The 12,427-nt window shown below is 61.9% G+C and carries 12 protein-coding genes and 1 pseudogene; 6 read left to right on the top strand and 7 right to left on the bottom strand.

All coding sequences use genetic code 11. The annotated features are described in order from the left end of the window. Nucleotides 1-140: 140 nt before the first annotated feature. Nucleotides 141-749, bottom strand: a complete 609-nt coding sequence (locus GYB81_RS15940; protein ID WP_161867960.1) for an FMN-dependent NADH-azoreductase — start codon at nt 747-749, stop codon at nt 141-143. 109 nt (nt 750-858) lie between these two features. Between GYB81_RS15940 and GYB81_RS15935 the strand changes: the two genes are divergently transcribed. Then, nucleotides 859-1,761 (top strand): LysR substrate-binding domain-containing protein, encoded by a 903-nt coding sequence (locus GYB81_RS15935; protein WP_161867959.1) that lies wholly within the window; start codon nt 859-861, stop codon nt 1,759-1,761. A 1-nt stretch (nt 1,762) separates the two neighbouring features. On the opposite strand, the gene ctpM is transcribed toward GYB81_RS15935, so the two are convergent. Then, complete coding sequence (gene ctpM, locus GYB81_RS15930) at nt 1,763-3,445, bottom strand: methyl-accepting chemotaxis protein CtpM (protein WP_161867958.1); 1,683 nt, start codon at nt 3,443-3,445, stop codon at nt 1,763-1,765. Nucleotides 3,446-3,559: 114 nt separating this feature from the next. Then, nucleotides 3,560-4,879, bottom strand: coding sequence for a Na+/H+ antiporter family protein (locus GYB81_RS15925; protein WP_161867957.1), 1,320 nt, complete (start codon nt 4,877-4,879; stop codon nt 3,560-3,562). Nucleotides 4,880-5,075: 196 nt separating this feature from the next. On the opposite strand from GYB81_RS15925, the pseudogene GYB81_RS25245 reads away from it, so the two are divergent. The 3 genes and pseudogenes from GYB81_RS25245 to GYB81_RS15915 form a co-directional block, all read left to right on the top strand. Further along, a pseudogene (locus GYB81_RS25245) lies at nt 5,076-6,362 on the top strand (PDC sensor domain-containing protein); the annotation flags it as partial. 102 nt (nt 6,363-6,464) lie between these two features. Beyond that, nucleotides 6,465-7,220, top strand: a complete 756-nt coding sequence (locus GYB81_RS25240; protein WP_438810714.1) for a methyl-accepting chemotaxis protein — start codon at nt 6,465-6,467, stop codon at nt 7,218-7,220. 86 nt (nt 7,221-7,306) lie between these two features. Then, complete coding sequence (locus GYB81_RS15915; RefSeq protein ID WP_161867955.1) at nt 7,307-7,903, top strand: NADPH-dependent FMN reductase; 597 nt, start codon at nt 7,307-7,309, stop codon at nt 7,901-7,903. 76 nt (nt 7,904-7,979) lie between these two features. Here GYB81_RS15915 and GYB81_RS15910 read toward each other — a convergent pair whose 3' ends face one another. Genes GYB81_RS15910 through GYB81_RS15895 form a run of 4 tightly spaced genes read right to left on the bottom strand, consistent with a single transcriptional unit; the run spans nt 7,980 to nt 10,580 of the window. Further along, nucleotides 7,980-9,293, bottom strand: a complete 1,314-nt coding sequence (locus GYB81_RS15910; RefSeq protein ID WP_161867954.1) for an ATP-binding protein — start codon at nt 9,291-9,293, stop codon at nt 7,980-7,982. Beyond that, entirely contained in the window at nt 9,290-9,958 is a 669-nt protein-coding gene (locus GYB81_RS15905; protein ID WP_161867953.1) for a response regulator transcription factor, read from the bottom strand. The genes GYB81_RS15910 and GYB81_RS15905 overlap by 4 nt, the downstream gene beginning before the upstream one ends. Then, entirely contained in the window at nt 9,958-10,272 is a 315-nt protein-coding gene (locus GYB81_RS15900) for a PepSY domain-containing protein (RefSeq protein WP_161867952.1), read from the bottom strand. Before GYB81_RS15900 ends, GYB81_RS15905 begins: the two co-directional genes overlap by 1 nt. Next, a complete protein-coding gene (locus GYB81_RS15895) occupies nt 10,272-10,580 on the bottom strand; it encodes a PepSY domain-containing protein (protein ID WP_161867951.1) in 309 nt (102 codons plus the stop codon). Before GYB81_RS15895 ends, GYB81_RS15900 begins: the two co-directional genes overlap by 1 nt. A gap of 145 nt (nt 10,581-10,725) precedes the next feature. Here GYB81_RS15895 and GYB81_RS15890 point away from each other — a divergent pair, with 145 nt between their 5' ends. Continuing rightward, nucleotides 10,726-11,805, top strand: coding sequence for a patatin-like phospholipase domain-containing protein (locus GYB81_RS15890; RefSeq protein WP_161867950.1), 1,080 nt, complete (start codon nt 10,726-10,728; stop codon nt 11,803-11,805). 101 nt (nt 11,806-11,906) lie between these two features. After that, nucleotides 11,907-12,263 (top strand): 6-carboxytetrahydropterin synthase QueD, encoded by a 357-nt coding sequence (gene queD, locus GYB81_RS15885; RefSeq protein WP_003461315.1) that lies wholly within the window; start codon nt 11,907-11,909, stop codon nt 12,261-12,263. Nucleotides 12,264-12,427: the final 164 nt, after the last annotated feature.

Here is a 12,427-nt window from a genome sequence, read left to right as displayed (position 1 = left end):
GGGCCGAAAACACCGCGGAACTGCCATTTCCCCCTCTCCCTAACCCTCTCCCCAGAGGGGCGAGGGGACTGATTGCGTTCGACCCTTTCTTATGTGAACAGCATTACGCTTTCGCGGGCTTTGTTGTTTCAGCGTTCCGCTCAGGCAGTGGCGAACAGCTCGGAGATGCGCTGCGCTGCGCCCTTCATGGCTTCGGCGCGCGGCTCTTCGCCATAGGCCAGGCCTTCGGCGCGGACGATCTCGATGTCGTCGATGCCGAGGAAGTTCAGCACGCGAACCAGATAGTCCTCATGGGCCTGACCGGACGGCAGGCCGGCATGAATGCCACCGGCGCTGGATGCGATCACCACGGTCTTGCCACCCGCCAGCCCTACCGGACCATTTTCGCTGTAGCTGAAAGTCTTGCCGGCCACCGCAATACGGTCGATCCAGGCCTTGAGCTGGCTGGGAATGGCGAAGTTGTACATCGGCGCACCGATCACGATGGCATCGGCAGCCAGGAACTCTTCCAGGGTGCGCTCGGCCAATTCGGTTTCATGCCTTTGCGCGGCGTCACGCAGTTCAGCCGGTGTACCGGCCGCGATCAGACTGGCGGCGGAAAGGTGGCTCAGCGCATCGCTGGCCAGGTCGCGGTAGGTCACTTGGGCATCGGGAACGGCAGCGCTCCAGGCCTCGACCACGGCGCGGCTGAGCTGACGGGAAGCGGATGCATCGCCCAGGATGCTGGAATCGAGGTGCAGTAGTTTCATGGCTTATCTCCGGAGTGTGGCGGCACAATGGAGGCGATACTATCCATGAGCCCAATAAGCGATAAGATGGCGAAAATGCGATGCTTCGTCCCACCCATAGGACAGTGAAATGCAAGACCTCAACGACCTGTTCTACTTCGCCAAGGTGGTGGAAGCCGGTGGTTTTGCCGCAGCCGGGCGGCTGCTGGGCATACCGAAGTCACGCCTGTCACGGCGCATCGCCGAACTGGAACAACGCCTGGGCGCACGCCTGCTGCAGCGCTCGACACGCAAACTGGCGCTGACCGATATCGGCGAGCGCTACCTGCGCCATTGCCAGGCAATGTTGCTGGAAGCCGAACAGGCCGAGGAAACCGTGACCAACCTGACCAGCGAGCCGCGTGGTCGAATACGTTTTTCCACGCCCCCTGGCGTGGCCATACTGCCGGACCTGATCAACGAATTTCTGACTCGCTATCCCAGGGTGCAGCTGGAAGTGGTGCAGACCACACGTCGCATTGACCTGCTCAACGAGGCGGTGGATGTCGCTCTGCGCGTGCGTAACGTCGATGATGAAGAACCCGGGCTCATCACCCGACGCCTGTTACCGGCGCGCGCCAATGTGGTCGCGCATCCGGAGTTGGTCGCGGGGCTGCGCCTGGAGCAGCCGGAAGACCTGCAACAGCTCCCCGCCCTGGGCGCCATCAGCGCGGATCGGCGCATTCATCTGCGCTTTGAGCACAACACGACGCGGGAGTCGCGCGAGGTTGCCCTGGACGCGCGCCTGGCCGTAGACGACTTTCCCATTCGCAAGTCGGCAGCGCTGGCAGGCGTGGGCATTACCCTGCTGCCCACCACGCACTGTCACGAGGAACTGGCCGACGGTCGCCTGGTAGCGCTACTACCGAACTGGACGGTGCCGGAGGGCCACATCCAGTTGGCCTATACACATCGGCGAGGCATGTCGCCGGCGGTCCGCGCCTGGATCGAGCAGCTCAGCGACGGGTTCAGCCGCTGGAGGTTCCCGCTCTGACTCAGATGCGGAACTGACGCACCAGCGCCCCGAGGCGATCGCCGAGGCCGGCGAGGCTGCGTGCGGTCTGCGCGCCGCGCTCGGTTTCATCGGCGACGCTGTCTACGGCCACCGCGATCTGGTGCACGCTGCGGTTGATCTCCTCGGCCACCGCGGTCTGCTCCTCGGCGGCGCTGGCGATCTGCGCGTTCATGGCATTGATGGTGGCGATCAGCTGGGCGATGGCATCGAGCGATTCGCCGGCCTTGTTGGCCTGCTCGCTGGTCAGCTCACCGGCATCGCTGGAGCGACGCATCGAGGTCACCGACTCAAGCGTGCCCTTCTGCAGGCGGTCGATCATGCCCTGAATTTCCTGAGTGCTCTGCTGGGTACGGCTGGCCAGCGCACGCACTTCATCGGCGACCACGGCGAAACCACGCCCGGCCTCGCCGGCGCGAGCCGCTTCGATGGCCGCATTGAGCGCCAGAAGGTTGGTTTGCTCGGCGATGGAGCGGATCACATCGAGCACGCTGACGATCGACTGCACGTCCTGTTGCAGACTGTCGAGTGAGACGCCACTGCTGCGAATGTCATCGACCAGGGAGTGAATGCGCTGGATGCTGCCGTCGACCACGCTCTTCGCAGCCTGGCCCTCGCGATCGGTTTGCTGCGCGGCTTCGGCTGCATTCTGCGCGCTCTTCGCCACTTCGTGGGCGGCTGCCGACATTTCATTGATCGCCGTGGCCACCTGGTCGGTTTCGTGACGCTGCTGCGCCATGGCTTGCTCAGAGCGCTGCGCCTGCTCCGCGACCTGCCCTACCAGGCTGGTCAACTGCCCGGTCATGTCGACGATCTGCCGCACCAGATCATGGATCTTCTCGACGAAGCGGTTGAAGGAGCCAGCCAACTCACCCAGCTCGTCCTGACTGGTGACCGGCAAACGCCGGGTGAGGTCACCCTCTCCTGCGGCAATATCATCGAGATTGGCCTTGATCTGTTGCAGCGGACGCAGAAAGGCATTGCCCACCCACACGCCGATCACACCGAACACCAGCAGCAGAATCGCTGCCACGACCATGATGCTGGTGATGATGGTGCCGATGCGCTCGTCGATATCCTCTTCAACCTCCCTGATCCCCGCTTCGACGCCGTCGAGATTAAGCGCAGTGCCAATCGCCATATCCCACTTCGGCAGGTAATAGCTGTAGGCAAGCTTGGGCACCATTACCGATTCATTGCCCGGTAGTGGCGAGGAATAATTGACGAAGTAGCTGTTGTTCTTCGCCACGTTGACCAGTTCGCGGTTGATGTACACCCCGTTCGGGTCGCGACGGTCGGCCAGGCTTTTGCCAACGTCCACGGGGCTATCGCCACGAAACAGGCGCACCACGTTGGAGTCGTGGCCGAAGAAATAGCCGTCGGCGCCATATTTGATCTTGGAGAGGATGGCGATGGCCTGTTCGCGACTGGCCATGTCGCCCTGCGCTGCCCCATCGTAAAGCCCCTTCACCGAGCCAAGGGCGATCTGCATGTAGTGCTCGAGCTCGCTGCGCTTTTCCTGCAGCAGGCGCTCACGCGTCTCGGCCACTTCATCGGCAGCCAGGCTTTGCAACACCCTTGCCGCCGTACCGCTGAGCACCAGCGCGAAGAGGATGACCGGAACCAGCGCAAGCAGTATCACCTTGGTTTTCAATGTGAGGCGCATTCTTGTTGTCCTTGTTATACAGAGCCAAAAACGGGGCTACCGATATATCGGCAGCCCCGTGGAAGAATTAAGCGACCCAAGGCGCCGAGAACTTAACCCGGCGCATTCACGTCATTACAGGAGCATAGCGGCCGCCCAACCGAACGCCAGCAGCGGCAGGTTGTAGTGCAGGAAGGTGGGCACCACGCTGTCCCAGATGTGATTGTGCTGACCGTCGGCATTGAGCCCTGAGGTCGGCCCCAGGGTCGAGTCCGAAGCGGGCGAACCGGCATCGCCCAGAGCGCCGGCGGTGCCAACGATGCAAACGATGGCCAGCGGGCTGAAACCCAGCTGTACACCGAGCGGCACGAAGATCGCCGCGATAATCGGGATGGTCGAAAATGAAGACCCGATCCCCATGGTCACCAGCAGTCCGACCAGCAACATCAGCAGCGCGCCGACTGCCTTGTTATGGCCGATCAGAGCTGCCGCGCTGTCGACCAGCGAGTTGACCTCACCGGTGGTCTTCATGACTTCGGCAAAGCCGGAGGCCGCGATCATGATGAAACCGATCATGGCCATCATTTTCATGCCTTCGGTGAACAGGCCATCGGCCTCCTTCCAGCGCACCACGCCGGAGACCGAAAAAATCACGAAACCGGCCAGCGCGCCGATGATCATCGAATCCAGCCATAGCTGCACAATGAACGCTGCGGCAACGGCCAGCCCCGCTACCAACAGGCTCAATGGGTTGTACTGCGCATCCAGCTGTTCGCTCTGCGCAACTTTTTCCAGGTCATAGACCCGTTTGCCACGATAGCTGAACAGTACCGCGACGAGCAGACCGAAGAGCATGCCCAGCGCCGGAATGGCCATGGCCTGAGCGATGCTGACGCCCGTAACGTCGACACCGGACTTGGCCACATTGGCCAGCAGGATTTCGTTGAGGAAGATGCCGCCAAAACCTACCGGCAGGAACATGTAGGGGGTAATCAGACCGAAGGTCAGTACACAGGCGATCAGGCGGCGGTCCAGCTGCAACTTGCTCAGCACGTAGAGCAGCGGCGGGACCAGCAACGGAATGAAGGCGATATGGATCGGCAACAGATTCTGCGAGGAGATGGCGACCGCCAGTAGCAGGACGATCAGTAACCATTTCAGCGCACTACCGGCACCTGCCTGCTGCCTTTCGACCAGCGTCAGCGCCCTGTCCGCCAGCGCATGCGCCAGACCGGACTTGGCGATGGCCACAGCGAAAGCGCCGAGCAGCGCGTAGGACAAGGCGACCGTCGCCCCGCCGCCAAGCCCCTGATTGAACGCCTGCAGCGTTCCCTCGACACCCAGACCGCCAAGCAGCCCACCCACCAGGGCTCCGACAATCAGCGCCACTACCACGTGTACGCGGCAGAGGCTCAGGACGAGCATGATGCCGACCGCGGCTATTACAGCATTCATAAATAACCCACCTGCACGGCGCCAGCAGGGCCGGCGCAAAAAGCCGCGTACTGTGCCGTATGCGAACTATCCTGTCAAAAAGAGCGATCGTTCAGAATCCAGATCAATCCGTGCATAATCCCGAGCAAGATTCTTTCTATCAAGAAAGCGCCCCGCGCACCGATAACCGTATCAGCCATATAGAAAGGAACACACCATGCTGTTCAGCCGTCTTTCGATCCAATGGAAGATCACATTGCTCGCCGGCCTCTGCCTGCTCGCCATCGTCACGCTGTTGGTGGGTGCCTCGCAGTATCAGTCCAGCCGTAGCGCCAGCCTGGTGCGCGAGGCCAGCTCCAGCATGCTGGAAGAAAGCGCGACGCTGCGCCTGAAAGCACGCAGCGAATTGCAGGCGATCCGTATCCAGCGCTACTTCATGGACGCCTATCAGTACGGCAAGGGATTTTCTCGGCAGATCCTGTTCCTGCGCGAACAGGCCGAGAAACGTTTTCTCGATGCGTTCGATCTGCGTGAAGACTTGAACCGGCAAGTGCGCAGCAGCCTGGAAGCCAATCCGGATCTGCTCGGCCTGTATCTGGTATTTGAGCCCAACGCCCTGGATGGCAAGGATGAGCTGTTCGCCGACCAACCCGACCTCGGTAGCAATGACCGCGGACGCTTCGCCCTGTACTGGGCGCAGCCTACGGCCGGCCAACTGGAAGCCGAGGTGATGAACGAAGAGCTGCTCGGCGACACCACGCCCGGTACCAATGGCGTTGCTTATAACGCCTGGTACACCTGCCCGCGCGAAACGCGCCAGCCCTGCGTACTGGAACCGTATTACGACGACGTCGACGGCCAAAGGACGTTGATGACCAGCATCGCTTTCCCGCTGGAGCTCGAAGGCAAGATTATCGGCGTGATGGGCGTGGATATCAGCCTGGCCAGCCTGCAGCAGATCAGCCAGGAGGCCAACAGCGAGCTGTACAACGGACAAGGACACGTCAGCATTTTCAGCCCCGGCGCCTTGCTCGCCGGGCATAGCCGTGACGGTAGCTTGCTGAGTCAACCGGTCGAGCAACCATTCCGTGATCATGCCAGCGAACTGCGTGGCCTCATTCAAAGCGGCAGTGCTGCCGAGTTGAAGCATGGCGACATGCTCCGCGAGCTGAGTCCCTTCAAGCCGATTCCCGAGTCCAAGCCCTGGACAGTTCTGCTTGAAGTTCCTCAGAGCGTCCTGCTCGAGCGCGCGACCAAACTGGGCGCTCAACTGGATGCGAACCGCGCTAGCGACAGCCTCGCGGCGCTGGTGATGGGTCTTGTCGCCGGTTTGGCCGGGCTCGTACTGATGTGGCTGACGGCGCGCGGGGTGACGCGACCGATTCTCGGCGTAGCCGCCATGCTCAAGGATATCGCCAGCGGCGAAGGCGACCTGACCCGCCGCCTGCAGTACGCCAGGCAGGACGAACTGGGCGAGCTGGCCGGCTGGTTCAACCGCTTCCTCGACAAACTTCAGCCGATCATCGCCGATGTGAAGAGCAGTGTGATCGACGCGCGTGGCACCGCCGACAAATCCGCTGCCATTGCCAGCCAGACCAGCGCCGGCATGCAGCAGCAGTACCGCGAGGTCGACCAGGTGGCGACCGCGTTCCAGGAAATGAGTGCCACTGCGCAGGACGTCGCGCACAACGCCGCACAAGCTGCAGAAGCGGCACGCAATGCCGACCTGGCCAGTCGCGAGGGCCTGCAGGTGATCGACCGCACCACCAGCACCATCGACCTGCTCGCCAATGAAATGAACGTAGCCATGCAGGAAGTCGAAGGCCTGGCCAGTAGCAGTGAGCAGATCGGCTCGGTGCTCGAGGTTATTCGCTCGATTGCCGAGCAGACCAACCTCCTCGCCCTCAATGCCGCCATTGAGGCTGCCCGCGCCGGTGAAGCCGGCCGGGGCTTCGCCGTGGTCGCCGACGAAGTGCGCAACCTGGCCAAACGCACCCAGGATTCGGTCGAGGAAATTCGCCAGGTCATCGAAGGCCTGCAAAACGGCACCCGCGAAGTGGTCAGCACCATGCACAGCAGCCATCGCCAGGCCCAGGGCAGTGTCGAACAGGTACAACAGGCCGTGGCCGCGCTGCAGCGAATCAGCCAGGCGGTCAGCACCATTACCGAGATGAACCTGCAAATCGCCAGCGCCGCGGAGGAGCAGAGCTCGGTGGCCGAGGAGATCAACCGCAACGTTGCATCGATTCGCGACGTCACCGAAGCCATCACCGCCCAGGCTGACGAATCGGCACAGGTGAGCCAGAACCTTAACCGGCTGGCCAATCACCAGCAGAGCCTGATGGATCAGTTCCGCGTTTGACGCCAAATCATCCCTGATCTGGCAGCACTTCCCTTGCGGCGCAGGCAGGCAATCGCCTAGCCTGCGTTCTTTTTTGGGGAAGTAGCATGCTCAATATCGCCTTGGTCGCCGGCTCCAGTCGTAACAACAGCCAATCGGGAAAGGTCGCCCGCGTACTGCGTCAGCGCCTGATCGAGATGGGGCAAACCACTCAGGGCACCAGCAGCATCATCGATCTGGGCCTCGCCCCGCTGCCGCTCTGGCCGGCCGAAGATGCCGGCCCCTGGTCCATGTATCAGCAGCAATTGGCGGCAGCGGACGCGGTAGTGATCATCGCTCCGGAGTGGAACGGCATGGCCTGTCCGGCCATCAAGAATTTCTTCATCTACGCCAGCAAGGCCGAGCTCGGCCATAAACCCGGCCTGTTGGTTGGCGTTTCCTCCGGAATCGGCGGCGCCTATCCCATCGGTGAGCTGCGCGCCTCCAGTTACAAGAACTGCCGCCTGTGCTACCTGCCGGAGCATCTGATCGTGCGTCAGGTCGAGAAGGTGCTGAACGGTCCGCAACCGGTGGATGAAGCCGACGAGCGAATCCGCGCACGCATCGACTATGCGCTCGACATATTGGTGCGTTATGCCCACGCCCTGCAGCCGGTACGCGCCGCCATCAGCCTCGACAATCCGGCATTCGCCAACGGAATGTAATAGCACCATAGAGATGGATGAGGAGCTGAACGCTGTTGCACGTCAGGCGCCGAATCGCCTGGCGTGAGCCTGAAGCTCAACGACGAGGAAGGCTGACCAGCACCCGCAGCCCGCCCAACGGGCTGTCCTGCAATTCGATACGGCCGGTCCACGCCTCGATGATATCGCGCACGATACCCAGCCCCAGACCATGGCCCGCCACCTGTTCGTCCAGGCGAGTGCCGCGGCCAAGCACGGCCTCACGGCGTTCGGCATCGATGCCGGGGCCGTCGTCATCGACGTATAGGCGATAGCCGTCGGCGCTCTCCTCTACCGTCAGTTGCACGCGCTGATCGGCCCATTTGCAGGCGTTGTCCAGCAGGTTGCCGAGCAGCTCCAGCAAGTCCTCACGGTCACGCGGCAGAACCAGCCCCGCAGGCGCCTGCCAATCCAGGCTCAGGCCACGGTCATGAATCATCGACAGGGTGGCGAACAGTCCCGGCAACTCCTGGGCGCAATCGAAACGCGCCCCAGGCAGTACCTCGCCGGCCAGACGCGCACGCCCAAGCTCGCGGCTCAGACGTTGCTCGATCTGCTCCAATTGCTCGCGCATGCTAGCGCGCAACGTCGGATGGGCGCCCATCTCCTCACGGCCGGCCAGACTGATCAGCACCGCCAACGGGGTTTTCAGCGCATGGCCGAGGTTGCCCAACGCATTACGCGAGCGCTTGAGCGTGTCTTCGGTATGCGCCAACAGGTGGTTGATCTGCGCCACCAGCGATTCCAGTTCCTCGGGCACCTCGGCATCCAGCTCGGTACGTCGGCCCTGCTGCAATTGCACGATCTGCTGACGCACTTGCTCCAGCGGGCGCAACGCCCGGCGCACGGTGTAACGCTGCGCCACCAGGATCAGCAGTAATGCGGCACCTCCCAGGCCGAGACCGACCCACTGCATACGGCGAAAGCTCTGCAGTATCGGTTGGTAGTCCTGTGCCACGCTGATCGAAAGGTTCTCGCCATAGCGACGGTAATCGGCGCGATAGATCAAAAGCAGCTGGCCCTGCGGGCCGTCGCCCAATTCGGCCTGCATACCTGTGCCATTGGGCTTGAGCAATTCACGATCCCACAGCGAGCGCGAACGCCAGCTCCGGTCGGAAAAATCGATACGAAAGTAATGCCCGGAGAATTGCCGCTGGAACGAGGGATCGAGGCGTCGCTCGTCCAGTTGCAGACCTGAAGGCCCGCGTACCAGCGCTGCCAGCAGTCCCTGTGCTTCATCGCGCAGATCTTCTTCCAGATAAGCACGCAGGCCGCGGTCGAATACCCAGAGACTGGCCTGCGCGAGAACCAGTCCGGCCAGCAGCAGCGTCGCGGCCAGGCCAATACCGAGCCGACGCTGAATGGATCTCAACCCTGCTCTCCGGTAAAGCGGTAGCCCTGCCCACGGCGGGTTTCGATCACGTTGCGCCCGAGCTTGCCGCGCAGACGATTGACGTGTACCTCGATGACGTTGGAGTCGCGCTCGGTCTCTCCGTCGTAGAGATGGTCAGCGAGATGGCTTTTGGAGAGGATTTGGCCGGGATGCAGCATGAAATAGCGCAGAAGGCGAAACTCGGCAGCGGTCAGATCAATGGCCTCGCCGCCCGACGTCACGCACTGGCGGCTTTCGTCCAATTGCAGACCGGCGGCTTCCAGCTGCGGCTGGTTGGCCAGGCCATGGGCACGACGCAACAACGCCTGGATGCGCAGAGCCAGCTCCTCGGGGTGGAAGGGTTTGGTCAGATAGTCATCGGCGCCGGCCTTCAGTCCCTCGATGCGTTCGGCCCACGAGCCGCGAGCGGTGAGCACCAGCACTGGCGTGGCCAAGCCACCAGCGCGCCATTCCTGCAGCACCTCCAGGCCCGGCTTGCCCGGCAAGCCGAGGTCGAGAATGATCAGGTCATAAGGCTCGCTCGCCCCCTGATAGGCCGCGTCACGACCATCGGCCAGCCAATCCACGGCGTAACCCTGGCGAATCAGGCTGGCGGTCAGTTCGTCGGCCAGGGGTACATGGTCTTCCACCAGCAGCAGGCGCATCAGTCGTCTTCCTCGTCCTTCAGAATATTGCCGTTGCGGGCGTCCAGTTCGAGTTCGCGCACCACGCCCGAGGTGGTCAGGATCTCGACTTCATAGACCAGCACACCATCCTCTTCTTCCAGCTCCGCCTCCAGCAGCGTGGAGCCCGGATAAGCCTTGCCGACGTGCTGCATCAGTTGCTCGAACGGCATGATGACACCCTCGCGACGCAAGCGCAGGGCCTCGTCCTGGTCGAGGTCACGCGCAATGCCTGGCACGCTGGCAAGACCGCAGGCCAGAACCAGCAATAGCGCGGTGGTACGTTGAAACTTCATCAATCATCCTGGTGGTTCTTGAGAATTTCCCCAGTGCTGGCGTCCAGCTCCAGGTCCCATTTCACGCCTTGAGCGTCGCGCAGTTCCATCTGATAGACATAGCGGCCATATTCATCTTCCAGCTCGGTTTCTTCGATGCGCGCGCCTGGGTGCTGAGCCAGGGCGGCTTCATTGAGTTGTTCGAAGGACTTGATGGTACCGGCATCGCGTAGACGCATGGCTTCGTCCGGGCCGAGATCACGCGCCTGGGCAATGGTAGCGGCGCTGACAAGGGTGGCAAGTGCCGCGAGGCTGAGCAATCGTTTCATGGGGTTCTCCAGCAGTGAATCAGTGACTCCCACTCTAGGCCCAGGCACTTAATTCAAGCTGAATTCACTTGCGTCATTCACCGCGTGAAGTGGCTTGGCCTGCTCAATCAGCGCTCTATAATCGCCTGTTCGAAAGGAGGCATCGATGAGCGCGATCCATATCAAATCCCCTGCCCTGACACTCAAGGCCGGCCCCAGAGCCTTGGCACGAATTCGTCGGGATGGCTTGAGCCCGGCAGACGTTGGCATCCTGCCTGGCGCGGCAGGCGGCCCCAAGGGAATCGGTATTCAGGGACTGGATCTCGCACTGTTTGCTGACTGGCTGCCCCGGGCACCACGCGAGCGTGCCCTGATCGGTGCCTCCATTGGTTCCTGGCGCTTCGCCAGCGCCTGTCTGCCCGATCCGGCCGCGGGCATTCGACGGCTCGGCGAGCTATATACCTCTCAGCGTTTCGCCAAAGGCGTGAGCATGGCAGACGTATCGGGCAGTTGCCGGCAGATGCTCAACGAGCTGCTCGCCGACCAGGACGCAGCCATCATCGCCAACCCGCACTATCGCCTGCATATCGTCGTGGTCAAAAGCCATGGCCTGCTACAGCACGATCATCGCGGCAAACTGAGCCTCGGCCTGTCATCGGTGATAGGCAACAACTTGCTGGCCCGACAACGCCTGGGTCGACATTTCGATCGGGTGATCCTGCATGATGCGCGGCAGACACCACCTTTGGCGCAGCTCAGCGACTTCCGTTCGCACTTCCACGCGCTGACCGCGGAGAACCTGCGCCATGCCCTACTGGCATCAGGCTCGATTCCCATGGTGATGGAAGCGATTCGCGAAATACCGGGGCTGGAGCCAGGCGCCTATCGCGATGGCGGCCTGCTCGACTACCACCTTGACCTGCCCTACGACGGCAACGATATAGTCCTCTATCCGCACTTCACTGATCGCGTGATACCTGGCTGGTTCGACAAGAGCATGCCCTGGCGCCGTGGCGACCGCACCCGCCTGCAGAATGCCGTACTAGTCGCGCCCTCGCGGGAATACCTTGCTCGCCTGCCCCACGGGAAACTGCCGGATCGCACCGACTTCAAGCGCTATCTGGGCAATGATGACGGCCGCGAGCGCTATTGGCGTCAGGCCATGGCCGAGAGCGCCCGACTCGGCGACGAATTTCTCGAACTGGTCGAAAGCGGCCGCCTGGGCGAACGCTTGCAGCCACTTTGATGCTCTCGTAGAGCGGGTGATAAGACGGCTATTGGGATCAGACCTGATAAACTGCGCACCTCTCGCCAGCTAGGCGCTATCTTCTACGCGAGCGTTGTTCAGTGGAATTGTTCAAAGAGTTCATCTTCGAGGCGGCCCACCGCCTGCCCCACGTACCGGAAGGTCACAAATGCGGCCGCCTGCATGGCCACTCATTCCGAGTCGCCATCTATATCGAAGGTGAAGTCGACCCCTATACAGGCTGGATTCGCGACTTCTCCGAAATCAAGGCGATCTTCAAGCCGATCTACGAGCAGCTCGACCACAACTACCTGAACGACATCCCCGGCCTGGAAAACCCCACCAGCGAAGTGCTGGCCAAGTGGATCTGGCAGCAGGTCAAACCACTGCTGCCGGAACTGTCGCGGGTACGCATCCACGAAACCTGCACCAGCGGCTGCGAATACCGCGGCGATTGATCAGCCTCAGAACACCAAAGGCCACCCGAAGGTGGCCTTTTTATTGATAACCATAACCCCCCCTTTTGTCGCCCACCCAATTTCTCGGAGGGGCGCCGCATTTAGCTTTCGGCGCATCGCGCCTTTAACAGGTAGGAGCGAGCTCTGCTCGCGAAGGCGCACCA

Origin of the sequence: Pseudomonas yangonensis (genome assembly GCF_009932725.1) — a bacterium.
Classification (GTDB): domain Bacteria; phylum Pseudomonadota; class Gammaproteobacteria; order Pseudomonadales; family Pseudomonadaceae; genus Aquipseudomonas; species Aquipseudomonas yangonensis.
The sequence above is the reverse complement of the archived record's forward strand: the minus strand, read 5'-3'. Positions and strand labels throughout refer to the sequence as shown.